The organism is Luteibacter sp. OK325, from assembly GCF_003050935.1.
In the GTDB taxonomy this organism is placed as follows: Bacteria; Pseudomonadota; Gammaproteobacteria; order Xanthomonadales; family Rhodanobacteraceae; genus Luteibacter.
In genome coordinates, this window is sequence record NZ_QAOX01000003.1 from 464,210 (window position 1) to 490,832 (window position 26,623).

Consider the following 26,623-nt stretch of genomic DNA (forward strand, 5'->3'; position numbering starts at 1 on the left):
CAGTGATCGGTGTCGCACGGATTGAAACTCGTCGCCGACGCGGGGGTCGAAGGCCTCGGTTGCCTGTTCCAACGACCTAAACAAGGAGTTCTTGTATGACCGCCAGCGCTTATCGGCGAACCAGGATTTTTTCCGTGCTCGGGGCCCTGGGTTTTGCCCTGGCCTCGCCCGCTTTTGCCGGCCTGCCACCGTCCATCAACGGTGAGCCGATGCCTTCACTGGCACCCATGCTGGCCAAAGTAACGCCGGCGGTGGTGAATATCTCGACGAAGACCCGCGTGCATGCACGCGATCCGTACTTCGAGCTGTTCGGCAATCAGGGTGTACCGCGCCAGCGCGTGGAGCAGAGCCTGGGCTCGGGCGTGGTCATCGATGCCGATAAAGGCTATGTGCTGACCAATCACCATGTCGTGGGGGGCGCGGACGATATCACGGTGACGCTGCAGGATGGTCGCGACTTCAAGGCGAAGTTGCTCGGCAGCGACCCGGAAACGGACGTGGCGGTGCTGCAGATTCCGGCTGAGCGGTTGCAGGCGCTGCCGATCGCGGATTCCGCGCAGCTGCGTGTCGGTGACTTCGTGGTGGCTGTGGGCGATCCCTTCGGTCTCGGGCAGACGGCGACATCGGGCATGGTCTCGGCGCTGGGTCGTTCGGGGCTGGGCAAGGGCTTCCAGAACTTCATCCAGACCGATGCCTCGATCAATCCCGGCAATTCCGGTGGCGCGCTGGTGAACCTGCGCGGCGAGCTGGTCGGCATCAACTCGATGATCTTCAGCCCCTCCGGCGGCAACGTCGGCATCGGCTTCGCCATTCCGACCGACCTGGCCAGCGGCGTGATGAAGCAGTTGCTGTCTTACGGCAAGGTGCGACGCGGGAATCTCGGCGTGGAGGTGCAGGACATCACGCCACGCATCGCCCAGGCGCTTCGGTTGAAGGACGCTAACGGGGCGGTGGTCACGCGTATCAACGACGGCTCACCGGCGGAGGGCGCGGGGCTGCAGACCGGTGATGTGCTCACCGCGATCGACGGCAAGGCCGTGCGCTCGGCGCAGGACGTACGCAATACCGAAGGCCTGCTGCCGCTGGGCGCGAAGGTGAAGCTCTCGGTGCAGCGTGAGGGTGCGTCGCGGGATGTGGAGGCGACGATTGCTGCGGTTGCCATCACTTCCGTCGATGGTGGGAAGGTGGATCCGCGGCTGGCTGGGGTGACCTTGAGCGATCTCACGGCGGATCAGAAAGTGGGTGGGTTGTTTGGGGTGGTGTTGAGTGGGGTGAGCCGTGGGTCAGTGGCGGCGGCCGCGGGGTTGAAGGATGGGGATGTGGTGGTGGGGATCCAGCAGCGGCGGGTGGGGTCGGTGAAGGCGTTGCCGGTGGGGCGTGGGTTGGGTGGCGGGCAGCTGTTGTTGACGGTGGTTCGTGAGGGATCTGTGTATTACGCCGTCCTGTAGCGCCTGATCGCTCTTTGTGGGAGCACCTCATCGCTCTTTGTGGGAGCACCTCATCGCTCTTTGTGGGAGCACCTCATCGCCCTTTGTGGGAGCCGCTTCAGCGGCGATGCTTTCCGGCCTGAGAGCATCGCCGCTGAAGCAGCTCCCACACAAAAGCCGGCAATCCCAAAGGCCAGGCAGGTCTTACTGTGGGAGCCGCTTCAGCGGCGATGCTCCTCTGCCGCACCGCCACAATCCCCCGACAGCCTACGTTCTGTTTCCCCCCGGCAGGATGCGGATTGACGTCAAAGGATGCGCCCGGGCCTTCAATAGCCCACAATTGCGCCCCAATGCCCAACCCCGCTTCCGTCCCGAGGTTCTTGCCGTCCATGTCTCTCCGTCTTGCGCGACTGTTTACCGCCACGCTGATCGGCCTTAGCGCCTCTGCAACCCTTTTCGCCGCCGATACCGCCCTCGTGTGGCGTGGCGATATCACCACCGCGCGCGGCGTGGTCATCGACGTCGCCAAGGCCTGGGAGAAATCCGGAAAGGGCAAGTTCGAGCTGCAGCCCTTCAATACGGCCTCCGGTATCGACGCTGTCGTCAAGGGCTCGGCCGATATCGCCGGCTCCGCGCGTCCGGCGGTCGGCGCTGCCGAGCAGTCGCTCACCTTCACGCCGGTGGCATGGGACGCCCTGGTCATGGTGACCTACCCGTCCAACCCGGTGAGCAACATCACGCTCAAGCAGCTCCATGAGATCTACATGGGGCACATCACGAACTGGAAGGACCTGGGCGGCGCCGATGCCCCGATCAACCTCTACGCCGTGGCCAGCCCGGCCGATGGCGTGGAATACAGCATGCGTCGCCTGCTGTTCGGACGCGGCAACCAGCCCGTCGCCGCACCGCGTCTCTACGTCAACGTGGCCAAGCTCGAAGAGGGCGTGACCCTCGACAAGCAGGGCCTTGGCGCGACGACGCTCGCGGGCGTGGCCTCGAACAAGAAGGTGAAGATCCTGCAGATCGATGGCGTCACGCCGTCGGCCTCGACGGTCGCCAGCGGCGCGTACGTGCTGTACACCGAGATCTACCTGGTCACCAACGACACCAACCCGAAGTCCGCCGAGATCAAGGAATTCCTTTCCTTCGTCACCTCGGGCACGGGCAGCTCCCTGCTCCGCTCGCATAGCCTCGTGCCTTACGCCGATGGCGCCTCGCTCGCTTCGGGCGATGCCGCCCGTCGCGCAACGATCGCTTCCACTGTCGGCACGCGTGCCAACGTGGGTCAGGCAATGACCACCGCGCCGACCGTCGCTGCTGCCGCTCCGGCGGAAGCCGCGAAGGAAGTCGCTGTCGCCAAGGCCGAGACCAAGGGCAAGGGCGCCAAGGTCGCGAAAGAGGCCAAGGGCTCGGTCGCTACCACCGCCGAGCCGTCGCAGTTCGCCAAGGTCGTCGCCAGCGTCAGCACCTCGGCGCACATGGGCTTCGCCGGCGTCCACGCGGAAGCCTTCTCGGTCTCCGATAACGCCAAGGTCGGCGGCAAGTTCGCCAAGGTTCTGGCTGACGCCGTCACGGTGAAGGGCAAGCTGGCTGCGAAGCCGGCTGCTCCGATCGACAGCTCGGAGAAGTCCAACAGCATCGCGACGCCGAAGGTGAGCGAGGCGAAGCCGGCCGCGGCGAAGGCTGCGGTTGCTGCCGCCAGGCCGGAAGCCAAGGCTTCCATGACGGCCATGACCCGGGAAGCGAAGAAGCCGGCCGCTGCCGCTGCGTCGCACACTTATAAGGTGTCGGCCGGTGACACGCTCTACTCCATCGCCAAGAAGAACGCCGTGGACGTGAACCAGCTGCGCGCCATGAACGGCCTGAAGGACAACAACGTCCATGCAGGCCAGGTGCTCAAGGTGAGCGCACGCTGAGCCCTATGGCCGTCCGCGCCGTCTCACTCGACCTCGACGATACCCTGTGGCCGGTTCTACCGGCCCTTATCGAGGCCGAGCACGTCGTCGACCGCTGGCTCAGGCAACACCATCCCGACGTCGCCAACGCATGGCCCATCGAGGCCATGCGTGAGCTTCGCGAAAAGATCGCCCGCGACAACACCCATCTTTCCCACGACTTCAGCGAACAGCGCCGGATGACCATCCGCGCCGCCTTCGCACACTGCGGCATCGACGATGCCCCGGTGGACGAGCTGTGGCGGCTCTACTTCGCCGCCCGCAACAACGTGGAGCTCTACCCCGACAGCCTGGCGGCCCTGGAGCGTATCGCGCACTGCGTGCCTATCGTCAGCATCTCCAACGGCAATGCGGATCTCGAGATCATCGGCCTGCACCATCTCTTCCATACGCGCATCAGCGCGGGCGGGCTGGGCGTGGCCAAGCCGGATCCCCGCATTTTTCTTGCTGCGGCCGAAGCGCTGGGTATCGAGCCGGGCGAGATTGTTCACGTCGGTGACGATCCGCTGCTGGACGTACTCGGCGCACGTGAGGCTGGACTGCGCACCGTCTGGCTCAATCGCACGGGTGAGGTGTGGTCGCATGGACCTGCGCCCGACCTGGAATTTCCCGATATGACGCATTTAGCCGATTGGGTTGAAGCGTCGGCGCTTACGGACAGTTAGAATAGCGACTCACTGATTGCAACAATCCATCGACGCGGTTGCCAACGACCGCGAGGCACGGGAGGCCTGATGTCGCCGCTGATCGAACGCAAGACCGGGAAACGTACTGCCATCGCTATCGAGACGGTCGACATGGCCGGCATGGCTGCGGCCGAAGAGCGGCTCGGGGCTGTGCACAAACAGTGGCTGGTATCGACGGCCTTTCGTCCGACGCCGGGCGCCGTGCTCGTGCTGCCCGACGTCAAGGGCACCATCTCCCGCATTCTTGTCGGCGTCGATCGCACCGATGCCATCGGCGCACTGGGCTCCCTGCCCACCCGTCTTCCCGAAGGCCTGTACGAGCTCGCCGAAGAGGGCGTGATCGAAGACCGCGACCTGCTCGCGCTCGGCTGGGCGCTCGGCGCTTATCGTTTCGACCGTTACCGTGGCCGCACACGTCCGATCGCACAGCTGGTCGTCGACGCCGCCACGCTGCGCTCGGTGCAGCCGGCGATCGATGCCACCACCGAAGTGCGCGACCTGGTCAACACGCCCACCGAAGACATGGGCCCGGAACACCTTTCCGCCGCCATCCGCGCTCATGCCGAAGAACACAAGGCAAAGGTGCAGGAATGGGTAGGCGACGAACTCCTCGCCGCGAACTTCCCGACCATTCATGCCGTAGGCCGCGCCAGCCATCGCGCGCCGCGCATGATCGAGCTCACCTGGGGCAAGAACTCCAACCCGAAGCTGGTGATCATCGGCAAGGGCGTGTGCTTCGACACCGGCGGTCTCGACATCAAGCCGGCGGACGGCATGCGCTGGATGAAGAAGGACATGGGCGGCGCGGCGCACGCGATCGCACTCGCCGGCCTGGTGATGAAAGCGCGCCTGCCGGTGCGCCTCACCCTGCTGGTTCCTGCCGTCGAGAACGCCATCGCCGGTAACTCGATGCGCCCGGGCGATGTCATCAAGACGCGCGCAGGCCACACGGTGGAAGTGGACAACACCGACGCCGAAGGTCGCCTGGTGCTCTGCGACGCTATCGCCTATGCGGTGGAGCAGGCACCGGACCTCATCGTCGATTTCGCAACGCTCACCGGCGCCGCACGCGTGGCACTCGGCCCCGAGCTGCCCGCCCTGTTCACCAACCGCGACCAGCTCGCCGACCACGTGATCGGCGCAGCGGAACTCGTCGGCGATCCCCTGTGGCGTTTGCCGCTGTGGCGCCCGTACCGTCGCATGCTGGAATCGTACGTCGCGGACTTCGCCAACGCCGGTCCGTCGCGTCACGCCGGAGCGATTACGGCTGCGTTGTACCTCGAACGCTTCGTGCCCGAGAGCCAGAACTGGATGCACCTGGACACGTACTCGTGGAACGACACCGACCGCCCGGCGCATCCGCGCGGTGGTGAAGCGCAGGGCCTGCGTGCCTTCTACCGGTTCCTCTCCGAGCGTTATTCCTAAAAAGCCCCTTTGGGGAGCCCCTTGTGGGAGCCGGCTATTGCCGGCGACTGTGGGAGCCGGCTACGCCGGCGATTGTGGGAGCCGGCTACGCCGGCGATTGTGGGAGCCGGCTATGCCGGCGATCCCGCGACAGCGGGCAAGGTTCACGCAACTTGGCTATCGCCGCTGAAGCGGCTCCCACACGAAGCAGGCGTATCGCACCTTGTAGGAGCCGGCTACGCCGGCGATTGTGGGAGCCGGCTATGCCGGCGATCCCGCGCCAGCGGGCCAGATTCTCGCAACCTGGCTATCGCCGATGAATCGGCTCCCACACGAAGCAGGCGTATCGCACCTTGCAGGAGCCGGCTACGCCGGCGATCCCGCGCCAGCGGGCCAGATTCTCGCAATCTGGCTATCGCCGATGAATCGGCTCCTACAGAGAGCGGCGCGGCGATTATTCTTCGGGTTCGCTTTTGACAGCGTCTGCCGCTGCGTCGATCGCCTCAGCGCGCTGCTTCTTCATCGCGATCACCGCGCGTAGATTCCGCTCCAGCTCGGCGAGCGACAGTGGGAAATAAGCGTCGTCTTGATCGCTCACCTCCCAGCTATGCAGTCGCTTCGTTGAAGCCGCCACACCGCAGGCCACCAATGCCACGCGCACCTCATCCGGATCCAGATCCGTCGCCTGCAGAATCAGCTGCCAAAGCCAGTTCATGCGCTGCGGATCGACACCCCGCGTCATCGGCGGGCGCGTGTATTCGCGCGAAGGCGCTTCGAAATCGCTCATGAGATGTCCCCGCTTTTGGCCCGTACGGCCGGGAGTATGACAAAAATAATGTAGAAGCCGATTCATCGGCGATGTGGGAGCCGATTCATCGGCGATCCCGCGGCAGCGGGCCAGGTTTCGGCAAGCACCCAAGTCGCCGATGAATCGGCTCCTACAACGGGCACTGCGGTATCGTGGGGGTTGGACTGCACAGGACTCCCCGCCATGCGTCGCACGCTCCTCGCCCTCGCCCTCGCCCTGCTCTGCACCGCCACGCCGCTCCTCGCCGACGACACGCCGGCGATCAAGGATCTCGGCCCGCGCCTCGAGCACGTCGACTACCCCTATCCGGTCACGATGTTCAACGTGAAAAGCCAGGGACAGTCCCTCGAGATGGCCTACATGGACATCAAACCGGATAAGCCGAACGGGCGCACCGCCGTTCTCCTGCATGGCAAGAATTTCTGCGGCCCGTATTGGCAGGCGACCGCCGAGCATCTCCGTGTCGCGGGCTATCGCGTCGTCATTCCCGATCAGATCGGCTTCTGCAAATCGTCGAAGCCACGCGGCTACCAGTACGGCATCGCCCAGCTCGCCGCGAACACGCACGCGCTATTGGCGAGCCTCGGCGTGGACAAGGTCACCGTCGTCGCCCATTCGATGGGCGGCATGATCGGCGCGCGCTATGCGCTGATGTACCCGCAGGGAGTGGAGAAGCTGGTGCTGGTCGACCCGCTCGGCCTGGAAGACTGGAAGGCCAAGGGCGTGCCGTGGCGTAGCGTCGATGACTGGTATACGAGCGAGATGAAGACCTCGTACGCCAGCATCCGCGCGTACCAGTTGAAGAGCTATTACGACGGTAAGTGGAAGTCCGACTACGACCGTTGGGCGGTGATGCAGGCCGGCATGTACGAAGGCAGCGGCCGTGAGGCGGTCGCGTGGGCTGGCGCGCTCACCTACGACATGATTTTCTCGCAGCCTGTGGTCTACGAGTTTCCCGATATCCGTGTACCGACGGTGTTGATCATCGGGCAGGCGGATCGTACGGCTATCGGTAAGGACGCCGCGCCAGCGTCGGTGCAGGCAACGCTGGGCGATTACGCAAAGCTAGGCAAGGAGGCGGCCGCGAAGATTCCCGGAGCGAAGTTGATTCCGCTTGAGGGGTTGGGGCACGCGCCGATGATCGAGGCGCCGGAGCGGTTCTATCAGGCGATGGATAAAGCGCTGTAACGCTCTTTCTTTGTGTGGGAGCCGCTTCAGCGGCGAAAGGCATCGCCGCTGAAGCGGCTCCCACATGGAGCGGGAGGCATCGCCGCTGAAGCGGCTCCCACAGGGAGCGGGAAGCATCGCCGCTGAAGCGGCTCTCACCGTTACTGGACGAACGAGATTTCGCGCTGCACAGGGCGGATGACATAGCCGACGGGCATCCACCCTGCACTGCCGGGCGCCAGCGAAACGGTTTCGAAAAGCACCGCGCGGGTGAACTGCGCAACGAAGATCACGTTGAGGTAATCGCCGGCGGGCAATCCCACGGGATCACGCACACGGGTGACTTCAAACCACTCCCGCCCGGTCAGCGCTCCGCGGTCGAGACGAATCTTCCGCAAATACCGGACCCAGTCCGAACGCGGCACCAGCCGCTGCATCATCGCGCCGGCTTCGAGCCACATGGCGTCGGGACGGCGGGCGTTGGATAGCTGCACCCAGTGGGTGGCGTTGGCGACGGCGTTGTCGAGCGAGTTCGGCTGGGGGCCAAGGCGCGGTTCGTGGGCGACGGTGAGCATCGCGCCGAAGGCGTTCGTGCCCGTCAGCCGGGGCGCCGGGACTTTTCGTGCAACTGCGCTCGCCGGGGCCATGGGATGCCTCCACCTTATGTGGAGTCCAGCTTCCGGCGCTCGGGCGGCCCTGCCAAGTCAGCCGGATGGAGTACCGCGCATGGTGGGGGTGCGCATGGTGGGGGTGCGCATCGCCATAGCTGTGTGTGGGAGCCGCTTCAGCGGCGATCCCGCGGCAGCGGGCTGGGCTTTGGCGAGCACCCTATCGCCGCTGAAGCGGCTCCCACAGGGGGCCTCTCACAGGGGCCTCTCATATGGGGCCTCTCACAGGGGGCTCCCACGGGGGGCTCTCACAGGGGCTCCCACAAGGTGCGGAGCCGGTCTGGAGCACCTGGCCTTAGCGGCGGCCGAAGGCCAGGACTTCGGAGGTGTAGGTCTCGACGACGAGGCTGAACGGCTGACTGGCCTCGTTGAAGAGGACCGCGCGGTGCCGCAGCAGCTCGTGGGGGATCGCGAGGGGGCCTTTAACCGACGGGGGCAGCGCCGCTTCCATCTCCCAGCCCTGGGGCAGGGGTGACCAGAGCAGGTCCGCGCTGATGGTCTGGCGGCGGAAATGCAGCGGCTGGACGACCTTACCGAACGGCTGGTCAGTGCTGTCGAGGATCTGGTTCATTTCCGGGGTGAGGCGGGACGGGACGTACCAGTTGTCCGCTTCGGAAAGGATGTGCTCACCGCAGGCCAGCTGGACCCGGCGGTACTTCACCGGTTCGTCCGGGCCGATCCCGAGGGTTTGCCGGTCGGCGTCCGGGAGTGGCTTGTCCTGCCCTTTCACGCGACGGGCGAGGATCTTGGCGTCACCGGCCAGGGCGTGATCGCTGCACCAGCGCTCCAGCGTGAGCGTGGCGCTCGGGTGGCTGAGCAGATCGGCGTTCAACGTTTCCAGCAGCGCCAGCGCCTGCGTGCGCGAGGTGACGTCGTCACTGAATGGCTCGCGTGCCTGTACCGACGGCGCCGAGGTGGCGGCCATGACGGCAAGACTTCCGGCGGCGATAAAGGTGCGCGTGCTGCTCATGAGTTTCATTCGGTCCATGACGTTGGTGCAGAAAAAGTCTGAAGCGGTTGCGAGGTGACTTTCTGTAGGAGCCGATTCATCGGCGATCCCCGCGGTAGCGGGGTTTAAGGATACCGCTAGCACCTTTTCGCCGATGAATCGGCTCCTACAAGGGCACAGGCATTTACAGGCCTTTGGCGGCTTGGGCGACGGCGCGGAACAGTGCGCGGCCTTTGTTCATGGTTTCTTCCCACTCGGCGGCCGGGTCGGAGTCGTAGACGACGCCGCCGCCGGCCTGCACGTGCAGGCGGCCGTCCTGGATCACGGCGGTGCGGATGGCGATGGCGGTATCCGCGTCGCCCCACCAGCCGAGCCAGCCGATGGCGCCGGCGTAGATGTTGCGCTTGAACGGCTCCAGCTCCTGGATGATTTCCAGCGCGCGAATCTTCGGTGCACCGCTCACGGTACCGGCCGGGAACGTCGCCTTGATGACATCCATATACGAAAGGTCGTCGCGAATATCGCCTTCGACCTGGGACACGATGTGCATGACGTGCGAGTAGCGCTCGACCACGAAGGACTCGGACAGCTCCACCGTGCCCGTCTTGCTCACGCGACCGACGTCGTTGCGACCGAGGTCGATCAGCATGAGATGCTCGGCACGTTCCTTCGGATCGGCGAGCAGCTCGGTTTCCAGCGCCACGTCTTCCGCTTCGTCGGCACCGCGACGGCGCGTGCCGGCGATCGGACGCAACACGACGCGACCGCCCTTCAAGCGCACCAGGATCTCCGGCGACGAACCGACGATCTGGGTCGGGCCCATGTCGATGAAGAACATGTACGGCGACGGATTCATCGCGCGCAACGCACGATAGACGTCCACGGGCCGCGCGTTGAAACCGACGCTGAGACGCTGCGATGGCACGACCTGGAAGATGTCGCCGGCGCGGATGTATTCCTGCGCCTTGCGCACCACGGCCTCGTACTCCTCGCGGGTGAACGAGGATTTAAAATCGGATTCGTCGATCGCCGCCGGCTGCAGCATCTGCGGGTACGACACGCCACCCTGGCGCAGGCGAAACGCGAGCGCATCCAGACGGCGCGAGGCATCGGCATAGGCCTGCGGCTTCGACGGATCCGCATGCACGATGAGGAACAGGCGACCCTTGAGGTTATCGAACACCGCCACTTCATCGGCGAGCATCAGCAGCACATCGGGCGTGCCGATCTCGTCGCGCTTGTCCCACTGGGCGAGGCGCTTTTCGATATAGCCGATGGTTTCGAAACCGAAGTAGCCAACGAGACCGCCGGTGAAGTCGGGCAGGCCCGGCAACTTGGGCACGTCGTACTGTTTGCGCAGCACTTCGATCTCGGCAAGCGGATCGTCGAGATGACGACGCTCGACGACTTCCCCACTCTCCTCCACTTCCAGCTCATGCCCACGCAGGCGATACACCCGCCGCGCCGGCAAACCGATGATGGAATGGCGCCCCCAGGTAGCACCGCCCTCGACCGATTCGAAGAGGAAGGTATACGGGCCATCGGCCAGCTTCAGATACACCGACAGCGGCGTATCGAGGTCGGAAAAGACCTCGCGCACCAGCGGAATGCGCGTATGGCCCTGCGCGGCGTAAGCATCGAATTGTTCGCGGGAGATCATTCGGGGCGTCGAATCGGGTGGGGTGACCGGGGATTGTAGCCTTCTGTGGAAGCCGATTCATCGGCGATGCTCCCTGTGGGAGCCGCTTCACCGGCGATGCCCTCTGTGGGAGCCGCTTCAGCGGCGATGCCCTCTGTGGGAGCCGCTTCAGCGGCGAATGGGGTTCGCCGCAACCTGGCTATCGCCGCTGAAGCGGCTCCCACAGAGGGCTAGGCGAGGCGCTGCCTTGGCAGGCCTTTGAGGTGCAGCGTAAACGCCACGCCACCCTCGATATTTCTTGCGCTGGCACTGCCCTGGTGCCGCTCGGCAACCAGGCGGACCACGTAGAGCCCCAGGCCAAGATGCGGCGCATCCCCTGGCGTGGCCTTGTCGCGCAGGCTCACCAGCGAGTCGAACAGGCGCCCCTGCATGGCGGCCGGCAGCGACGGCCCCTCGTTGGCCAACTCGACATCGGCACCCTCGGCGGTCAGCACGAGCGTGATGCGCAGCCAGCCGCCCGGTGGCGTGAAAGACAAGGCGTTGTCGAACAGCTTGTCCAGCGCCTGCGCGATCAGCTCCGGGGAAACGTGCATCGGCACCGCCCCCGGCGGCAGCACCGCTTCGAGCGTGCGATCGCCGGCCAGGCCGCGATACCCATCAGCGCAACCGCGCACGATGTCCGCGAGGTTCACGTCCTCCGCTTCCGCCGACGCGATCGCGCGTTCCATGCGGCTGGCTTCGCTCATGGCGCGAACCAGGGCACCGAGACGGGCCACGCCATCGCGGGCACGGGCAAGGTAGGGCTCGGCTTCCGGAGGAAGACCGGCGTGGTCGAGGTTATCCAGCGAGGATTTCACGATCGCCAGCGGCGTATTCAGTTCGTGCGAAAGCTTGGACGCCAGCGTGCGCAGGTAGTCCGTGTAACCGCCGACCACTTCGAACAACCGCGCGAAACTGCGTGCAAGGTCGCCGAGCTCGTCCGTGGCATCGATCAGCGGGAACGGGCCATCCAGACGGCCGTCGTTGTCCTGCGCACGCTCGGCGGCATTGCGCAGGCGACGCAGGCGGAAGGTCAGTCGCGTGGCGAACAACAACAGCACGCCGCCGGCGATCAGCAGCACGGCGAAACTGGTCAGCAGCAGGCCGAACAGCGCGCGGTTGGCGAGCAGGGGCACGGAACGACTGGGCTGCTCAAGTAGCACCACGCCATGCAGCTTGCCGCCGCTCTGGATCGGCAACGCCGCGGCGAGCACCACGCTGCCGCGCGATTCACCCGCGCGCCAGGCAGTGGCAGGCTTACCTTGAAGCGCTTCGCGCACTTCCGGCAGGTCGAGACGCGGCGCGTCTTCCGCCCAACCACCTTCGTCATCCAGCCGCGTCGCCAGCAACGAGCGATATACCAGCGAAGCGAACCAACCCGGCCTCTCGGAGGCGGGAAGATCCGGCAGATCGAGCTTGCCGCTCTGCGCCATCAGCCAGGCGTCGGGTGAGAGCACGCGCACACGCACGCCGTCCGGCGCCAGCCGCGCCAGCTCCTGCGAAAGCGGTGCGGAGAAGTCGAGCAACGGGCGCGCTTCGGCGGTGAGCGGCTCGCTGTCGCCATCGGCGGCCAGATGCACGCCGAGGCCGAAACGATCCAGGCGCAGTCCACGCGGCAGGCGGAACTCCGCGCGGAAGCCGCTGCCGTCTTCCTGCCACTGCGCATTGATCCGATCGGGCAGCACACCGGCCTCAGGATCAAGCGCGATGGCGGTGGTCGCGCCGGGCGCGGCACTGGCCATGAGGTAACGCTGCGCGTCGTCCGCGCTGGCGATGGAGATGATGAGGTGGTCGGCGTTGAGCGCGAGGCGATCGTCCGCATCCGCACGGCGGCGATGCGTGGCGCGCACGTCGATGTAGAAATACAGCCAGCGATCATCTTCGGCGAGCATCACGCGAGTGTTCTTGCCGAAGTTCTGCGCCCAGGGACTCAGCGAAGCCCAGTCATCGGCATAGCCATCCATGGTGATGGCGGTGGGCGTGTGCTGCACGTACCAGGCATTACCCGCCGGCGGCAGCGGTGCGTCGACCACCACGAGACTGCGCGCCAGCGCTCGCCCGGAAGCCACCAGCGCCTGCGCCTGGCCTTCGCGCAGCAGCGTTTCCATCTGCCGCACGTAAAGCCACCCAGCCACGGGGAGTGCCAGCGTGCAAAGCGCGACAAGGAGAAGTTTCTGCCGAAGAGTCATACACAAACGCGCCGTTGTAGGAGCCGACTCATCGCCGATGTGGGAGCCGATTCATCGGCGATCCCGCGGCAGCGGGCAAGGTTGCCGCCAGCACCCATCGCCGCTGAAGCGGCTCCCACAAAGGGCACCCTCAAGAGGTCCAACGGTACCCCACACCATGCACCGTCTCGATCGCATCGAACTCCGGCGCCAGCGCGATGAACTTCTTGCGGATGCGCTTGATGTGCGAGGTGATGGTGGCGTCGTCCACCACCAGCTCCGCTTCGCGCATCAGCTGGTCGCGATTCTTCACGTGACCGGGAAAACGCACCAGCGTGTGCACCATCCAGAATTCGGTGACGGTGAGCGGAATCTCGATACCGTTCCACAAAATACGCATGCGCTCGGACTCGAGCTTCAACGGACCGTGCTCGATCACCGTCTCGCTCGAGGCCGGGGCCTTCAGCGATTCGATGCGACGAAACAGCGCCGCGATGCGCGCCGCGAGCTGGTGCAGGCTGGTGTCCTTGGACAGGTAATCGTCGGCGCCCAGGCGCAGGCCGGAGATGACGTCGAAATCCGAATCCCTCGCCGTGAGGAAGATGATCGGCAGCGTGGCTGACTTGGCGCGCAGTTCGCGGCACAGATCGAAGCCGCCTTCGGGCTCGTCACCCAGACCGATGTCGATGATGACCAGCTCCGGCAGGCGCATGGCGAAGGCCATGGAGGCATCCCCACGCGAGCCGTAGCCGCGGGCCTCGTAGCCGAAGCGATTGAGCGCTTCGACGTAGTTGGCGCGGATGAGGGGTTCGTCTTCGACGATGGCGATGCTGCGGGCCATGGGCATTCCGTTGAGGTGAATCGGCGAGCGAAGGTTCCTATGCGGACGCCCCGGCCGCAAGGCCTTGGTCATGATTGCCCGCGTCTTGCCTCTTCTCGCACTCAGGCCCGGCCCCGGCCTACACGTTTTGTTTGCCCGGGATTTGCCACAAACAGTCTGCGGATTGCCTCAATGCGGACGTTCCGCCCGCCGCCCGTGGCGTTCAACTAGCCATAACGGCGCGTCAATCCGGCGCCGAGGATGTTCAGACCATGAAAACCAAACCCGACGCCGACAACACCGAACTGGAACGCGACTTCGAGCCGCTCCGCGTGGCCCTGGCCATTGGCGCCCTCGTCCTTGGCGTCCTGTTCGGCATGCACTAAAGACGGGAGACTCCTCATGGATCTTTTCGACGACTTCGTGGAACCGGCTATGGAAGGCCTTGGCGCGGCTGGCGCGCATGGAAGTGCGCCAGCCGCCGGGGTGGCGGAGCCCGACCCCGAATGGCTGCCCCTCTAAATTCTGTGGGAGCCGATTCATCGGCGATCCCGCGGCAGCGGGCCCACGCGGCAGCGGAATAGGGTGGCGCTAGCACCCTATCGCCGATGAATCGGCTCCCACCAGGGGCGCGCAGCGCACCCCTTAACAGCCCCCTTATCAGTCGGGGGCTTTTGCCGTTTGCGCGACGACCTGGCCGATCGGCACCAGGTTGGCGGGCGTTGCCTCACCGACGGTGACCGTGCCGGCCATGCCACGGAAGAAGTCGTCGCCGGCCTTGTTCAGCGTGCGGAAGGCGGCAAAGCCGTGCGAGCCTGAGACCCGCGAGCTTTCGCCGTTGTTGAACTGGCCAAATCCAGGGCCATCCGGCGGCGTGATTCCGTCGATGAAGACCGAGCCGCCGAACATCGACGCGGCAACGATATCGCGCATCTCGTTGTTGTATCGACGACGTGCGCGCTGGCCGGCCACGGCGTCGCTGAAATCTTCTTTCAGCGTCAGCCAGTACTGGTTGGCTTGCACGCGCTCAGCCGGCGTGGACTGTGTGTAGGCCTGGATGAAGGCAGGTTCGAAGCGCGGGTCGTGGCGTTCGTCGGCTATCGCCAGCCAGGCGAGACCGAGCGGGCGGTTGGCCGGACCTTCGTCGCCATTGAAGTACATGAGGCCGAGTGAGTACTGCGCCGGCTTGCTCGCCCAGTGGGCGGCGTCGCGCAGGCGTTCGCGCGAGGACGCGTTATGTCCCCGGCCCAGGTCGCGCGCGGCTGCGCAGAAATAGTAGTCACCCGGAAGCAGGCGCTCGAGGCCCTGGGCGCAGCCCTGGATGGTCTTGCGGATCTCCGCCTTGGCATCGGACGGTGTCCGGGCGGGCGATGCCGCATCGGTAGCCGATACGGCACCGGCGACGGTGCAAAGCAAGGCGAGCGCGACGTTACGAAGTGAGTGCATGACCTTCTCCAAAGCAGGTTTCGAGGGAACTTCCTGTGTGCATCAACGTCAATCGGACGGGCGTGCGTTCACCTGGCTGACCGGCACCAGTTCGGCATCGCCGACGAATACGTGGCTATCGTAGCCGTAGAAGTACATGGCCTTCTGCGCCTGCAGCAGGCGCGCGACGCTGAAGCCACTCTGCAACGGCAGGTTGTCCGCCGAGGCGGCCGCGGTGGTGGGCATGAACACGCCGTCGATGAAGACACTGCCGCCGAAGTTCGCCGCCCATTCGAGCTCTTTGTACGCACGATCGAACTGACGCCCCGCGCGCGGTGCCGCCACGGCATCGGCGTAGGTGGTTTTCATGTCGCGCCAATAGGCGTCGGCCTGGGCCAGCTCCTGCGGCGTCGCGTGCTGGTAGGCGGAAATGAAGCCGGGCTCGTAGGCGGGGTCGTGGCGTTCGGCGGCGAGCGCCAGCCACGCCAGGCCGAGCGGGCGGTTCTTCTCGGCGTGGTCGCCATTGAAATACATGACGCCGAGCGCGTACTGCGCCGGCTTGCTGGCCCAGCGGGCGGCGTCTTTCAGGTTCTCGCGCGCCAGGCCCATGTGGCCGCTCCAGTAATCCCGGGCGGCGGCGCAGAAATAGTATTCACCGGGAAGGAAGCGTTCCAGCCCACCCGGGCAGGGCTGCAGCGAGTCGGCAACCTTGGCTTCCTGATTGGGCAGGGGCAAGGGGCGCTGGCCGGCCTGGGCGGCAAAGGCCGTGACGGTGAGTGCTGCGGCAAGACTCAGAACGGACAACGCTTTCATACGTAGATCCTTGGTCTGTGACCCACCCCGAGTCACCATTACCATACCACCCGGTTCGCTTTTTATTCGTGAAATCTTGTTTAGGCGCTTACTTGCCGTCGATGGCCGCGTGCATGCGGCGGATCACGTCGGCGTAGTCCGGGGCGTTGAAGATGGCCGAGCCAGCGACGAAGGTGTCGGCACCGGCCGCCGAAATGGCGCCGATGTTGTCAGGGGTGACGCCGCCGTCCACTTCCAGGCGGATCTTGCGACCGCTGGCATCGATGCGCTCACGCACCTGGCGGATCTTCTCCAGGGCCGAGGGGATGAACTTCTGCCCGCCGAAGCCCGGATTCACCGACATGATCAGGACCATGTCGATCTTGTCCATGACGAAATCCAGCCAGGACAGCGGCGTGGCCGGGTTGAACACGAGGCCGGCCTCGCAGCCTTCGCCCTGGATCAGCTGGATGGTGCGGTCGACATGCTCGCTGGCTTCGGGATGGAAGCTGATGCTGCGCGCGCCGGCCTTGGCGAAGTCCGGCACGATGCGGTCCACCGGCTTGACCATGAGGTGCACGTCGATGTGCTCGGTAATGCCGTAGTCACGCAGCGCCTTGAGCACCATCGGGCCGATGGTGAGGTTGGGCACGTAGTGGTTGTCCATCACGTCGAAATGCACCCACTGCGCACCGGCGTCGAGCACCTTGCGCGTGTCCTCACCCAGGCGGGCAAAGTCAGCCGAGAGGATGGACGGGGCGATAACGGGGCTCTGCTTGGACATGATCGATACCGTTTCTAGGAGGATTCGGAGGACTAGAGACTTCGGAGGACTAGAGACTAATGTGGGAGCCGCTTCAGCGGCGATGCTCTTGCCATGTACTGGCCCGCTGCCGCGGGATCGCCGATGAATCGGCTCCCACAGGAGATGGGGGCCAACCGACAGAAGATGGGGGCCAACCGAAGCGTGATCCAGTGGGCCGTGTATTTCCAGCAGAAGCACGTGTATTTCCGGTAGAAGCACCGCCCCCCCCTGTGGGAGCCGCTTCAGCGGCGATGCTCTTATTTAAAGCCCCGCTCCGCCTTGATCCGCTCATAAGCCGCATTGATCTCGCTCGCCCGCGACTCCGCACGCCGGCGCATATCTTCCGGCAGGTCGCCAAGCCGGTCCGGATGGTGCTCCGAAATCAGCTTTCGATACGCGCGCTTGATCGCGCGGTCGTCGCTATCACGCTGGATGCCGAGCACGGCATACGGATCCGGCCCCTGCGCACTGCGCTGTGGCGGCACGTAGCCGCCACCGGGGCGACCCTGACCACCGCCGTACGAGCGGCCGCTGGTGTTGGCGTTCCAGGCGTAGCCCTTCATCGCCATGAGCGCCATCAGCTCCATGTCGCTCACGCGCAGGGCGAAGGCGAGCTGGCGCAGGATGGCCATCTTCTCCGGCGACGGGCTGCCCTCGGCGAGCACCGTCTCGATCACGACGTCGATCACCGGGAAGGCATGGTCGCGGCGATGGCCGACCCACTGGCGCAGCTCGTCGATCACTTCGGCGGCGTTGAACTCGGGCTGCTTGCCCTCGTTGAACGCGCCGACCGCGATCGCGCGCTGGTCCTGGTCCAGGCCCATGCGCGCCATGAGGCGTTCGGCAATGGCGATCTCGGCTTCGGAGATGCGTCCATCGGCCTTGGCCACCGCGCCGATCAGCGCGAACAGCGGCGAGATGTAGCCGCCTTGCGCAGGGGCACGCCGGCGCTGGCTCTGCTGGCGGCTGGCGTCGAACATGAAGCCGAGCGCGCCGCCAATGAGGGCGCCGAGCAGGTTGTGGGTTAACCAGAAGCCCCCGAAGAGGCCGATGAACGTAGCGAAGAAATTCATGGAGCCGCTCTGGAAGGGATCTGCACGGAGAACCACTGGGCCAGCTGGTCCAGTTCCGCGTCGGTAAGGGGGCCGGTAGCCGCGCGCATCACGGGGATGTCGCGGCGGCCGTCACGGTACTGGCGCAATGCTTCGCGCAGGTAATCGAGTTTCTGCCCGGCCAGGTTGGGCGCGCCGGGAATCCGTGCCATGCCGTCTTCACCATGGCACGCCGCGCACAGCCCGAGGCGCGCCGGCTTCGTGGGCGGCGTCGCAAGGACAGGGGCGGATAGGGCCAGGGCAAGCGCCGCGGTCGTCAGGATTCGCATGGCAGGGCAATGGGGGCAGTAACCGTAAATTCTAGCAGGCCAATCGCCACAGGCCCTGTGAGCCCCGTCGATGCTGGGGCCTGTTGATGCTGGGGCCTGTTGATGCTGGGCCCTGTGCTGGGCCCTGCTTTGTGTGGGAGCCGCTTCAGCGGCGATTGGGTGCTTGCCTCGGCCTGCCCCGCTGCCGCGGGATCGCCGCTGAAGCGGCTCCCACAATCGCCGATGAATCGGCTCCCATAGCTACAGCAGTTACAATAGACGGCTCGAACCGCCTTACCGGAGTCCCCGCCGTGCCTACGACCCTGAGCCAATCCGACCTGCCCGGCCTGGACCTCATCCATCGCGGCAAGGTCCGCGACGTCTATGCCCTGCCGGGCAACCGCCTGCTCATGGTGGCGACGGACCGGCTCTCGGCGTTCGACGTGGTGCTGCCCGACCCGATTCCGGGCAAGGGCGAGATGCTCACGCAGATCTCCAACTTCTGGTTCGGCAAGACCGCGCACATCATTCCGAATCACCTCACCGGCGAAGACGTCGCCTCGGTGCTGCCGGCCGGCGTCGATGCCGCGCTGTACGCGAAGCGCGCCGTGGTGACCAAGCGGCTGAAGCCAGTGCCGGTCGAAGCCATCGCCCGCGGCTACATCATCGGCTCGGGCTGGAAGTCGTATAAGGCCACCGGCGACATCTGCGGCATCAAGCTGCCCGAAGGCTTGCAGATGGCCGCGAAACTCCCGGAGCCGATCTTCACCCCGTCGACCAAGGCCGCCGTCGGCGATCACGACGAGAACGTCAGCTTCGACGCCGTCGTCGCGCTCGTGGGCGAGGACATGGCCAACGCCGTACGCAAGGCTACGCTCGAGATCTACGCCTGGGCCGCGGCCTACGCTGCCGAGCGCGGCGTGATCATCGCCGACACCAAGTTCGAGTTCGGCACGGACGAGAACGGCGTGCTGCACATCATGGACGAGATGCTCACCCCGGATTCCTCGCGCTTCTGGCCGGCCGACGAATACAAGGTGGGCATCAGCCCGCCCAGCTACGACAAGCAGTTCGTCCGCGACTATCTCGAGCAGATCGGCTGGAACAAGACGCCGCCCGCACCGAAGGTGCCGGAGAACGTTATCGACGGCACCGCGGCGAAGTACGCCGAGGCGCTGGATAAGCTCGCGGGCATCCGACTGGACTAAGCTCTCGTCAGACGGTTCTTACGGGGGTACGACCATGCGCGACGCAGCCACCTGGTTCGACAACTACGCGGCGGATCACCAGAATCCGACGAATCGGCTGATCCACTGGATCTGCGTGCCGGCGATCACCTGGACGGTCGTCGCGCTGATCTGGCTGATTCCCGTGCCGGGCTGGCTCGGGCGTCCGGGCCTGTGGGCCGTACTGGCGATGTTCCTGGCCTTCTGCTTCTACTACTACCGGCTGTCGCGGAAGATCGGACTGGCCATGGCCGGCGCCTTCCTCTCGCTGGCGCTGATCACCGATTCGCTCTACCGCAGCATCGGTAGCAGCGGCCTGCTCTGGCTGGCCGTCGGCGTCTTCGTGGTGGCCTGGATCGGCCAGTTCATCGGGCACAAGATCGAAGGCAAGCGCCCCTCGTTCCTGACCGACCTGCAATACCTGCTGATCGGTCCGGCGTGGCTGATGAGCAAGGCGCTCAGCCGCTTCGGCGCGGCGTACTGACGGAAGCAACGTGACCCAACCCCTCCTGACCTTCCTCTCCGCCCTCATCTGGTGGGTGATCTACTCCAGCGCCGCCGCCGTGATCCCTGCCCTTATTGTCTGGGGCGCCCTGCGCTTCCTCGAGAAGACGCCGGTGGTGTTCAACCGCGCCTACATGGCCAGCCTGCTCTGGGCACTCATAGCGGTGCTTACCGGCGGCCTGGTGATCGCCGCCCAGCACGGCCAGGCGCCAGGCCAGTCGGTCTTCGTCCTGCCCTGGATGCGTGCCTCGCTGGTGCTGGACATGCTGATCGGTGCCTTCCTGATCTGGCGGCTGGTGCCGCGGATCGATGCGCGCCGGGTCAAGCCGACCAGCGCCTGCATGGCCGTGGCGCTGGTCATGGTGGTGGCGATGGTGATCGGAACGACGATTCATCGGTAAATCGATAGGGAATCCCTATCGATTCGATGCGAACCATCAGTTGGACGCGGGACTCGCCATCCCCATAATGAGAGTCATTCTTATTGGGAGCGTCCGGCCATGGCCAGGAAGATCAAATATGCGGCGACGCACTTCAGCATCGCCTTTTCGATGAGTTACGCGGTTAACCAGAACGTGGCCCTCAGCGCCATCGTCGGTATCGCCGAGCCGCTGGCCTTTGCCTTCGGCCGGGAAGTGGCCCGCGAAACCCGTAACGGCCTGCAGCTAGCGCCCGCCACCTGAGCGCGCATTCGCGTCGGTGACGGCGCGGGTAAAACCCTCGAACGGGATGTCGGTGATGCCGACCAGCCCGATATGGCTGTTCTCGCCGTCGAGGACGCGACCGGTGACCGGCTGATCGACGTACTGGAACCAATGCGTGCCGACGATGACGCCCGATGCCACGGCGGCATCGACGAAGCGCGCGTAGGCCTTGCCCCGCTCCTCCTCGCTGCCCACGGCGGCGACACCATTGCCGAAAGGCCCACGGTCCGCCGAGCCGAAGTGGAACTCGGTAATCATCACGGGTTTGTCGAGCTTGCGGAACGCGGCCACGTCGAAGCCGTGCTCGGGAAGGTCGGTGTAGGTGTTGATGCTGGTCACGTCGGCATAAGTGGCGCTCGCCTCTTCGGTCTCCGGCGTGCGCACGGCGAGCCGGCCGCCGAGGAAGAGGTGATGCGGATCGGCCTTCTTCAGCGTCTGCGCCACGCTGCGGAAATACTGTCCAGCGTAAAGCTTGAGGAAGGCGATGTAGTCCGCCGCGACGGCGGGATGCGCTTCGCTCGGATCGGGTGCCTTGAAGCCTTTCGCGGCGACCTGGTCCCAGGACGCCGCTTCGACGCCCCACGCTTTGGCGAACGCGCCCGCGTCACCGTGCGCTTTTTTCAGGTACGCGACGAAGGCCTGCTTCGCCGGGCTCTCCGGCCCTTGCGCGAGGCTGCCGACGGCGAGGGCCCAGCGCCCTTGCGGTCCCTGCCCTGCCCACGCCAGTTCGTTGTCAGCGAAGTAACCGAGCAGCCAGGGATCGTCGCGAACGCCCTTCGTCGCCGCGGCGACAGCGGCTTCGGTCGCCTTGAGGAACCGGGGATCGAAGGGATCGGGCATGCGACCCCAGTAGTCGTAGCCGGTGCTGACCGTGTTGAAGTCACCGTGGATAAGCATCGGCACGGTGTAGGCCATGCGGTGGTCGTTCGCGAAACCGGGGTCGCTCCAGTTACCCAGCGTGTTGAAGCGCCAGGCCTTCAGGCGATCGACGCTGCGCTTGCGCCACGCAGCTTCGGGGTTGTTGCCCAGCGTACGCGACACGTTGTTCGCGTAGACATCCCACCAGCGACCGTGGTTCATGCCGTTGTCGCGCTGTGAGCCCGCGTCGCTGCGGCTATCCGACGTCCCGCCGAATTTGCCGTTCGCCGCTGCCGGGTCGGCGAACATGAACTCACGGCCCTGCACATAGGTGCGGCCGTCGGTCATGTTCACGGCGTTCACGCCGAGCGAGAAGAAGGCGTGGCCTTCCGGCGTGACCAGCCACCAGCGATCGCCCTGCTTCTGGGTGTGGAACCAGCCGGTTGTTTGTAATGCGGGTAGGTCCGTGCGACCGCCGAACTTGTCGAGACCTTTGATGTTGGCTGCGGCCGGCAAGGCGTCCGCACGCTGCTTCAGCGCGGCGTCGCTGTCGATCTTCTCCGGCCATGTGCTTCGTGTGTACTGACCGTAGCGATCGACGATAGCCGTATAGGCGTGACGCAGGTCGTCGTCGTTGGCCGTGGTATCGAGCTTGCCGAACAGCAGTGTCTGCGCAGCACCTGGCTGCGGCATCGACAGCGTCACCGAGGTGATGGCGCCGGCGTCGACGTTGCCTTCCACGGCGGTGGCAACCAGCCACTTTTCCTTGCCTTCGTCATACGGCATCGGCGGACCCACCTGCATGCCGAACGCGCGTGGCGAGGTCGGTTTCAGCGAAACGGACAGCGTCTGCGGCGGCCCCGGAGGAACGCCTACCGTACTCGTGGTGTGCTTGCCGTTCGAGGCGATGTCGACCATGAGCGTCACCGGCCAGGGCATGCCGTTCTGCACGCGCAGTCGCATCGCGCCATCCACCGGCCAGTTCCAGGTGCCCTGCTGCGGCGCGATCACCAGCGACGGCGCTGCCGAAGGCTGGAACGTCACCGCAACCATCTCACCCCCATCCGCCGCCTTGCGCACCGTCGGATCCAGGGTCGCGCCCTTACCCGTCACACGCATCCCATCCGGATGAACCAGATCCACCGAAGCGGCCTGCACCGAAAAAACGGCGCCCGCCAGCAACCACGAAAAATGTAGGAGCCGATTCATCGGCGATGCTCCTGTGCGAGCCGATTCAGCGGCGATACTCCTGTGGGAGCCGCTTCAGCGGCGATGCTTTAAACCGGACGCCCCAACTTCTTCCGCCACATGTAATACACCGGCACGCCAATCGCGATGATGACAAGGCTCATCCCCGCATCGCCCGGTTCCGTAATCGCCGTCGCGCCGATCACACACAACACCGTCACCGTAAACACCAACGGCAACACCGGATACCCCGGCACCAGGTACGGCGACGGCTCCGACTTCAATTTCTTGCGATACCAGAAGATCGTCGCGATCCCGAACGCATGCGACAACCACTCGCCCACGGTCGTGTAATTGAGCAGCGCATTGAAGCTGCCGGAAACAAGCAACACGATCGCCCAGCCACCCAGCGCGACCAGCGCAAACTGCGGCGCGCCCGTGCGCGGTTCGATTCGCGCGATCGGCTTGAAGAACATCCCGTCGGCGCTCATCACCTGCAACACGCGTGCACCACCGGCAATGGCGATGCTGCAATAGCCGAACGTGGAGCACGCGATACCGATCGCGATGATGGTCGCGCCGGATTCACCGAACACGCGGCGCATGAGGTCTGCCGCGGGTGCGGTGCTGGCAGCCAGCCCGGCATGACCGAGGCCGGCCATGTAGGCGATATTCACCAGCACGTAGCAGACGACCACGCTGGCCATGCCCAGCCCAAGCGCACGCGGCAAGGTTCGCTGCGGATTGCGCACTTCACCGGCGAGGTCGTTGAGGTAGTGGAAGCCACCGTAGGCGAACATGGCGGGAAGGAGCGCACCGATAATCGTGCCCGCCGGCACATCGTGTGTCGGATCGGCCGCGAAGGCGGCGCCGAGGTGACCCTTCGCAAGGAAGAGTCCGACCACGATCAGCAAGGCCACGGCGCCAAGCTTCAGCACGGTGAAGATGTTCTGCACCCAGGCACCGGCGCGGATACCGAACAGGTTCACCGCCACGATGAAGCTGATCGCACCCACGGCCAGCGGCTTCACCCACTCATGCGGCAGGCCCATCGCACGACAGGCGTAGTCGGCGAAGGTCGTCGCCACCGCGGCGACACTGCCGGGGTAATTGATCAGCGCCATGGTCCAGCCGAACAGGAAGGCCGGCAACTGACCGAAGGCCTCGCGCAGGTACACGTAGGTGCCACCCGCCTGCGGCCGCCGCGCGCCGAGCTCGGCGTAACACAGCACTCCCGCCAGAGTGAGCAAGCCGCCGAGTGTCCAGAGCAGGATGACTTCCCCACCCGAACTGGTCAGCTGCGCGACGGTGGCGGGCGTGCGGAAAATACCCGCACCGATGACACCGCCGATGACGATCATCGCGGCATCCCAGATGCCCAGGCGACGGAGGTAGTGAGCAGGCTGAGAGGCAGACATCCCCGGACGATGCCATAAGAGCGACACTTTGTGGGAGCCGGCTATGCCGGCGATGCTTCCTGTGGGAGCCGGCTATGCCGGCGATGCTTCTTGTGGGAGCCGGCTATGCCGGCGATTCCTGCGGAGCGGTCTTTGGGAGGGTTGTCTCGAGCACCCATCGCCGCTGAAGCGGCTCCCACAAGAAGCTGCTGCCACAAGAGGCGGCTCCCACAAGAAGCACTACAACCAGCGCTACAGCCAGGTGGCGTTCCAGTAGGGGTAGTCACCGATGCGTGTGACGAGGCCGGCTCGCAAAGGATTCGCGACGAGGTATCGCGCCGCAGCTTTGACGTCATCCTGCTTACGAAGCGCCCTGTCGTGGAACGACTTCTGCCAGACGGGTGACTTCCTCCCTGTCGACCGCTTGATCGAACTCGAGACCATCGCCTTGTATCGCGCGACGACACGCGAAAGATCGCCGTCGTGAAGTTCGATCAGGCCGTGCCAGTGATCGGGCATCAAGACCCAGGCAAGACAGGTAGCGTCTTTCCAGGTGGCGGCCGAATGGCAGATACGAGAGGCACGACGTGCCAGGGCCACGTCGCGGAAAAGCGGCGCGCGGTTCCAGGCGACGGTGGTGATGATGTAGATGCGCCCGGGTTCGGACACGCGACCGCGACGAAGGTCGCGCGAGTGAGGTGACGTATTCATCACCCCACCATGCCGCTCCACGATCAATCGCGATGCCGTCCGGCACCGCGGTTGTCGGTGGGTTACTTCTTCTTCGGAATATACAGATCCGTAATCGTGCCTTCGTACACCTCGGCAGCCATGCCGACGGATTCGCCGAGCGTGGGGTGCGGGTGGACGGTGCGGCCGATGTCGCCGGCTTCGGCGCCCATTTCGATGGCGAGCGCGAGCTCGGAGATGAGATCGCCGGCGTGGACGCCAACGATGCCGGCACCGACGATGCGGTGGGTCTCTTCATCGAACAGCAGCTTGGTGAAGCCTTCGGTGCGGTCGATGCCGATGGCGCGGCCGGAGGCTGCCCAGGGGAATTTGCCGACGCCGATCTTCAGGCCCTTTTCCTTCGCCTCGCGCTCGGTCACACCGACCCAGGCGATTTCCGGATCGGTATAGGCCACCGACGGGATCACGCGTGCATCGAAGAAGCTCTTCTGGCCCGCTGCCGCTTCCGCGGCCACCTTGGCTTCGTGCGTGGCCTTGTGCGCCAGCATCGGCTGGCCGACGAGGTCGCCGATGGCGAAGATATTCTTCACATTGGTGCGCATCTGGCGATCGACCGGAATGAAACCGCGATCGGTCACTTCCACGCCGGCCTTGTCCGCACCGACCTTGTTACCGTTCGGCGAGCGGCCGACGGAAACGAGCACGCGGTCGAACACCCTGGTATCGGGAATGCTTTCGCCTTCGAAGCTGACTTCGATGCCTTTCTTGGTGGCCTTCGCCTCGACGACCTTGGTCTTGAGGTGGATGCCCTTGTAGCGCTTGGCGATACGCGCCTGCAGCGGCTTGACCAGGTCCAGATCGGCACCGGGCATGAGCTGGTCGGCGAGCTCGACCACCGTGACCTCGGAACCCAAACGGGCGTACACCGTGGCCATTTCCAGGCCGATGATGCCGCCGCCGACGACGAGCATCGTCTTCGGCACGTCGCGCAGTTCGAGCGCGCCGGTCGAGTCGATCACGCGCTCGTCGTCCCACGGGAACGACGGCAGCTTCACCGACTGCGAGCCTGCGGCGATGATGGCGTTCTCGAAACGGATGAGCTTGGTGCCTTCGGCCGTCTGGACTTCCATTTCGTTCGGCGAGATGAAGGTACCCACGCCGGTGACGGTACGCACCTTGCGGGCCTTCGCCATCTGGGCGAGACCACCGGTGAGCTTGCCGACGACCTTTTCCTTGAACGAGCGCAGCTTGTCCAGGTCGATGGTCGGCTTGCCGAAGGTGATGCCGTGCGCGGCGATGGCTTCGGCCTCGTCGATCACGGCGGCGGCGTGCAGCAGCGCCTTCGACGGGATGCAGCCGACGTTGAGGCAGACACCACCGAGGATGGCGTAACGCTCGACGAGGACGGTATCCAGGCCGATGTCGGCACCACGGAACGCGGCGGTGTAGCCGCCCGGACCGGAGCCGAGGACGACCAGCTGGCATTCGATGTCGGCCTTGCGACCGGAGTCGGCGGCAGCCTTGGGCGCAGCGGACGTCGCGACGGGAGCGGGAGCCGGGGCTTCCGATACCGTCGTGGACGGCGTCGCAGGTGCTGCGGCCGACGCAGCAGGCGCAGCAGCTGCGGCCGGCTTCGCAGCCGACTCACCGGCAGCCTTGTCCGCGGGCTTCTCAGCCGAAGCCGAACCACCCGCCTCAGCCTCGATCAGCGCAATAACGCTACCGTCATTGAGCGCATCGCCGATCTTGACCTTGATCTCGACGATCTTGCCGCCCTGCGAGGCCGGGATATCCATCGTGGCCTTGTCGGATTCCAGCGTGACCAGGCTCTGGTCCTTGGCGACGATGTCGCCCACCTTCACCAGGATTTCGATGACCGGGACGTCGTGCGAACCGCCGAGGTCCGGGACTTTCAGTTCGATGGTATTAGCCATGTGCGTGAGT

24 protein-coding genes are annotated in these 26,623 nt (G+C 65.3%); 9 read left to right on the forward strand and 15 right to left on the reverse strand.

Annotation, left to right across the window (positions count from 1 at the left end):
* Positions 1 to 95: 95 nt before the first annotated feature.
* The 4 genes from C8J98_RS09795 (at position 96) to C8J98_RS09820 (ending at position 5,493) form a co-directional block, all read left to right on the forward strand.
* Positions 96 to 1,448: a Do family serine endopeptidase gene (locus C8J98_RS09795; RefSeq protein WP_107913000.1), complete on the forward strand. Its 1,353-nt coding sequence runs from the start codon at positions 96 to 98 to the stop codon at positions 1,446 to 1,448.
* A 368-nt stretch (positions 1,449 to 1,816) separates the two neighbouring features.
* Positions 1,817 to 3,343 carry a substrate-binding domain-containing protein gene (locus C8J98_RS21955; protein WP_233260179.1) on the forward strand — a complete coding sequence of 509 codons (1,527 nt, stop codon included), beginning with the start codon at positions 1,817 to 1,819 and terminating at the stop codon, positions 3,341 to 3,343.
* 5 nt (positions 3,344 to 3,348) lie between these two features.
* Positions 3,349 to 4,047 (forward strand): HAD family hydrolase, encoded by a 699-nt coding sequence (locus C8J98_RS09815; RefSeq protein ID WP_107913001.1) that lies wholly within the window; start codon positions 3,349 to 3,351, stop codon positions 4,045 to 4,047.
* Between the two features lie 69 nt (positions 4,048 to 4,116).
* Positions 4,117 to 5,493 carry a leucyl aminopeptidase family protein gene (locus tag C8J98_RS09820; RefSeq protein ID WP_107913002.1) on the forward strand — a complete coding sequence of 459 codons (1,377 nt, stop codon included), beginning with the start codon at positions 4,117 to 4,119 and terminating at the stop codon, positions 5,491 to 5,493.
* A 433-nt stretch (positions 5,494 to 5,926) separates the two neighbouring features.
* Here the strand turns inward: C8J98_RS09820 and C8J98_RS09825 are convergent, their stop codons facing one another.
* On the reverse strand, positions 5,927 to 6,259 hold the full coding sequence (locus tag C8J98_RS09825) for a hypothetical protein (RefSeq protein WP_107913003.1): 333 nt from the start codon (positions 6,257 to 6,259) through the stop codon (positions 5,927 to 5,929).
* Between the two features lie 204 nt (positions 6,260 to 6,463).
* Here C8J98_RS09825 and C8J98_RS09830 point away from each other — a divergent pair, with 204 nt between their 5' ends.
* The gene (locus C8J98_RS09830) at positions 6,464 to 7,468 is read left to right on the forward strand and encodes an alpha/beta hydrolase (RefSeq protein ID WP_107913004.1); all 1,005 of its coding nucleotides are present in this window, start codon (positions 6,464 to 6,466) and stop codon (positions 7,466 to 7,468) included.
* Positions 7,469 to 7,608: 140 nt separating this feature from the next.
* Here C8J98_RS09830 and C8J98_RS09835 read toward each other — a convergent pair whose 3' ends face one another.
* The 10 genes from C8J98_RS09835 to C8J98_RS09880 form a co-directional block, all read right to left on the reverse strand.
* The gene (locus tag C8J98_RS09835; RefSeq protein WP_107913005.1) at positions 7,609 to 8,094 is read right to left on the reverse strand and encodes a DUF4019 domain-containing protein; all 486 of its coding nucleotides are present in this window, start codon (positions 8,092 to 8,094) and stop codon (positions 7,609 to 7,611) included.
* Between the two features lie 316 nt (positions 8,095 to 8,410).
* Positions 8,411 to 9,085 carry a hypothetical protein gene (locus tag C8J98_RS09840; protein ID WP_107913006.1) on the reverse strand — a complete coding sequence of 225 codons (675 nt, stop codon included), beginning with the start codon at positions 9,083 to 9,085 and terminating at the stop codon, positions 8,411 to 8,413.
* Between the two features lie 163 nt (positions 9,086 to 9,248).
* The gene (gene trpE, locus C8J98_RS09845; protein ID WP_107913007.1) at positions 9,249 to 10,724 is read right to left on the reverse strand and encodes an anthranilate synthase component I; all 1,476 of its coding nucleotides are present in this window, start codon (positions 10,722 to 10,724) and stop codon (positions 9,249 to 9,251) included.
* Between the two features lie 209 nt (positions 10,725 to 10,933).
* The gene (locus tag C8J98_RS09850; protein ID WP_107913008.1) at positions 10,934 to 12,931 is read right to left on the reverse strand and encodes an ATP-binding protein; all 1,998 of its coding nucleotides are present in this window, start codon (positions 12,929 to 12,931) and stop codon (positions 10,934 to 10,936) included.
* A 130-nt stretch (positions 12,932 to 13,061) separates the two neighbouring features.
* Positions 13,062 to 13,751: a proteobacterial dedicated sortase system response regulator gene (gene pdsR / locus C8J98_RS09855; protein WP_107913009.1), complete on the reverse strand. Its 690-nt coding sequence runs from the start codon at positions 13,749 to 13,751 to the stop codon at positions 13,062 to 13,064.
* Between the two features lie 639 nt (positions 13,752 to 14,390).
* Positions 14,391 to 15,176: a hypothetical protein gene (locus tag C8J98_RS09860; protein WP_107913010.1), complete on the reverse strand. Its 786-nt coding sequence runs from the start codon at positions 15,174 to 15,176 to the stop codon at positions 14,391 to 14,393.
* 48 nt (positions 15,177 to 15,224) lie between these two features.
* Positions 15,225 to 15,968: a hypothetical protein gene (locus C8J98_RS09865; protein ID WP_107913011.1), complete on the reverse strand. Its 744-nt coding sequence runs from the start codon at positions 15,966 to 15,968 to the stop codon at positions 15,225 to 15,227.
* An 88-nt stretch (positions 15,969 to 16,056) separates the two neighbouring features.
* On the reverse strand, positions 16,057 to 16,731 hold the full coding sequence (gene rpe / locus C8J98_RS09870; protein ID WP_063573953.1) for a ribulose-phosphate 3-epimerase: 675 nt from the start codon (positions 16,729 to 16,731) through the stop codon (positions 16,057 to 16,059).
* A gap of 278 nt (positions 16,732 to 17,009) precedes the next feature.
* Positions 17,010 to 17,825 carry a co-chaperone DjlA gene (djlA, locus tag C8J98_RS09875; RefSeq protein WP_107913012.1) on the reverse strand — a complete coding sequence of 272 codons (816 nt, stop codon included), beginning with the start codon at positions 17,823 to 17,825 and terminating at the stop codon, positions 17,010 to 17,012.
* On the reverse strand, positions 17,822 to 18,133 hold the full coding sequence (locus C8J98_RS09880; RefSeq protein ID WP_107913013.1) for a c-type cytochrome: 312 nt from the start codon (positions 18,131 to 18,133) through the stop codon (positions 17,822 to 17,824). Before C8J98_RS09880 ends, djlA begins: the two co-directional genes overlap by 4 nt.
* Before the next feature lie 290 nt (positions 18,134 to 18,423).
* Here C8J98_RS09880 and C8J98_RS09885 point away from each other — a divergent pair, with 290 nt between their 5' ends.
* From C8J98_RS09885 to C8J98_RS09900, 4 genes are all read left to right on the forward strand, one after another.
* The gene (locus C8J98_RS09885; protein ID WP_107913014.1) at positions 18,424 to 19,320 is read left to right on the forward strand and encodes a phosphoribosylaminoimidazolesuccinocarboxamide synthase; all 897 of its coding nucleotides are present in this window, start codon (positions 18,424 to 18,426) and stop codon (positions 19,318 to 19,320) included.
* A gap of 34 nt (positions 19,321 to 19,354) precedes the next feature.
* Complete coding sequence (locus C8J98_RS09890; protein ID WP_107913015.1) at positions 19,355 to 19,822, forward strand: Mpo1-like protein; 468 nt, start codon at positions 19,355 to 19,357, stop codon at positions 19,820 to 19,822.
* A 10-nt stretch (positions 19,823 to 19,832) separates the two neighbouring features.
* Entirely contained in the window at positions 19,833 to 20,243 is a 411-nt protein-coding gene (locus C8J98_RS09895; RefSeq protein WP_107913016.1) for a hypothetical protein, read from the forward strand.
* Positions 20,244 to 20,342: 99 nt separating this feature from the next.
* Positions 20,343 to 20,525 (forward strand): DUF2061 domain-containing protein, encoded by a 183-nt coding sequence (locus tag C8J98_RS09900; RefSeq protein WP_107913017.1) that lies wholly within the window; start codon positions 20,343 to 20,345, stop codon positions 20,523 to 20,525.
* Here the strand turns inward: C8J98_RS09900 and C8J98_RS09905 are convergent.
* From C8J98_RS09905 to lpdA, 4 genes are all read right to left on the reverse strand, one after another.
* The gene (locus tag C8J98_RS09905; protein ID WP_107913018.1) at positions 20,508 to 22,613 is read right to left on the reverse strand and encodes a beta-agarase; all 2,106 of its coding nucleotides are present in this window, start codon (positions 22,611 to 22,613) and stop codon (positions 20,508 to 20,510) included. The two genes, C8J98_RS09900 and C8J98_RS09905, sit on opposite strands and share 18 nt — an antisense overlap.
* Before the next feature lie 68 nt (positions 22,614 to 22,681).
* The gene (locus C8J98_RS09910) at positions 22,682 to 24,010 is read right to left on the reverse strand and encodes an amino acid permease (protein WP_107913019.1); all 1,329 of its coding nucleotides are present in this window, start codon (positions 24,008 to 24,010) and stop codon (positions 22,682 to 22,684) included.
* Between the two features lie 231 nt (positions 24,011 to 24,241).
* On the reverse strand, positions 24,242 to 24,700 hold the full coding sequence (locus tag C8J98_RS09915) for a transposase (RefSeq protein ID WP_107913020.1): 459 nt from the start codon (positions 24,698 to 24,700) through the stop codon (positions 24,242 to 24,244).
* 62 nt (positions 24,701 to 24,762) lie between these two features.
* A complete protein-coding gene (lpdA, locus tag C8J98_RS09920; protein ID WP_107913021.1) occupies positions 24,763 to 26,613 on the reverse strand; it encodes a dihydrolipoyl dehydrogenase in 1,851 nt (616 codons plus the stop codon).
* Positions 26,614 to 26,623: the final 10 nt, after the last annotated feature.

Excerpts from the sequence above, each read along its gene's own strand:
- C8J98_RS09795 (WP_107913000.1), top strand. The coding sequence starts at position 96 with ATGACCGCCAGCGCTTATCGGCGAACCAGGATTTTTTCCGTGCTCGGG.
- C8J98_RS21955 (WP_233260179.1), top strand. The coding sequence starts at position 1,817 with ATGTCTCTCCGTCTTGCGCGACTGTTTACCGCCACGCTGATCGGCCTT.
- C8J98_RS09815 (WP_107913001.1), top strand. The coding sequence starts at position 3,349 with ATGGCCGTCCGCGCCGTCTCACTCGACCTCGACGATACCCTGTGGCCG.
- C8J98_RS09820 (WP_107913002.1), top strand. The coding sequence starts at position 4,117 with ATGTCGCCGCTGATCGAACGCAAGACCGGGAAACGTACTGCCATCGCT.
- C8J98_RS09825 (WP_107913003.1), bottom strand. The coding sequence starts at position 6,259 with ATGAGCGATTTCGAAGCGCCTTCGCGCGAATACACGCGCCCGCCGATG.
- C8J98_RS09830 (WP_107913004.1), top strand. The coding sequence starts at position 6,464 with ATGCGTCGCACGCTCCTCGCCCTCGCCCTCGCCCTGCTCTGCACCGCC.
- C8J98_RS09835 (WP_107913005.1), bottom strand. The coding sequence starts at position 8,094 with ATGGCCCCGGCGAGCGCAGTTGCACGAAAAGTCCCGGCGCCCCGGCTG.
- C8J98_RS09840 (WP_107913006.1), bottom strand. The coding sequence starts at position 9,085 with ATGAGCAGCACGCGCACCTTTATCGCCGCCGGAAGTCTTGCCGTCATG.
- trpE (WP_107913007.1), bottom strand. The coding sequence starts at position 10,724 with ATGATCTCCCGCGAACAATTCGATGCTTACGCCGCGCAGGGCCATACG.
- C8J98_RS09850 (WP_107913008.1), bottom strand. The coding sequence starts at position 12,931 with ATGACTCTTCGGCAGAAACTTCTCCTTGTCGCGCTTTGCACGCTGGCA.
- pdsR (WP_107913009.1), bottom strand. The coding sequence starts at position 13,751 with ATGGCCCGCAGCATCGCCATCGTCGAAGACGAACCCCTCATCCGCGCC.
- C8J98_RS09860 (WP_107913010.1), bottom strand. The coding sequence starts at position 15,176 with ATGCACTCACTTCGTAACGTCGCGCTCGCCTTGCTTTGCACCGTCGCC.
- C8J98_RS09865 (WP_107913011.1), bottom strand. The coding sequence starts at position 15,968 with ATGAAAGCGTTGTCCGTTCTGAGTCTTGCCGCAGCACTCACCGTCACG.
- rpe (WP_063573953.1), bottom strand. The coding sequence starts at position 16,731 with ATGTCCAAGCAGAGCCCCGTTATCGCCCCGTCCATCCTCTCGGCTGAC.
- djlA (WP_107913012.1), bottom strand. The coding sequence starts at position 17,825 with ATGAATTTCTTCGCTACGTTCATCGGCCTCTTCGGGGGCTTCTGGTTA.
- C8J98_RS09880 (WP_107913013.1), bottom strand. The coding sequence starts at position 18,133 with ATGCGAATCCTGACGACCGCGGCGCTTGCCCTGGCCCTATCCGCCCCT.
- C8J98_RS09890 (WP_107913015.1), top strand. The coding sequence starts at position 19,355 with ATGCGCGACGCAGCCACCTGGTTCGACAACTACGCGGCGGATCACCAG.
- C8J98_RS09900 (WP_107913017.1), top strand. The coding sequence starts at position 20,343 with ATGGCCAGGAAGATCAAATATGCGGCGACGCACTTCAGCATCGCCTTT.
- C8J98_RS09905 (WP_107913018.1), bottom strand. The coding sequence starts at position 22,613 with ATGAATCGGCTCCTACATTTTTCGTGGTTGCTGGCGGGCGCCGTTTTT.
- C8J98_RS09910 (WP_107913019.1), bottom strand. The coding sequence starts at position 24,010 with ATGTCTGCCTCTCAGCCTGCTCACTACCTCCGTCGCCTGGGCATCTGG.
- C8J98_RS09915 (WP_107913020.1), bottom strand. The coding sequence starts at position 24,700 with ATGAATACGTCACCTCACTCGCGCGACCTTCGTCGCGGTCGCGTGTCC.
- lpdA (WP_107913021.1), bottom strand. The coding sequence starts at position 26,613 with ATGGCTAATACCATCGAACTGAAAGTCCCGGACCTCGGCGGTTCGCAC.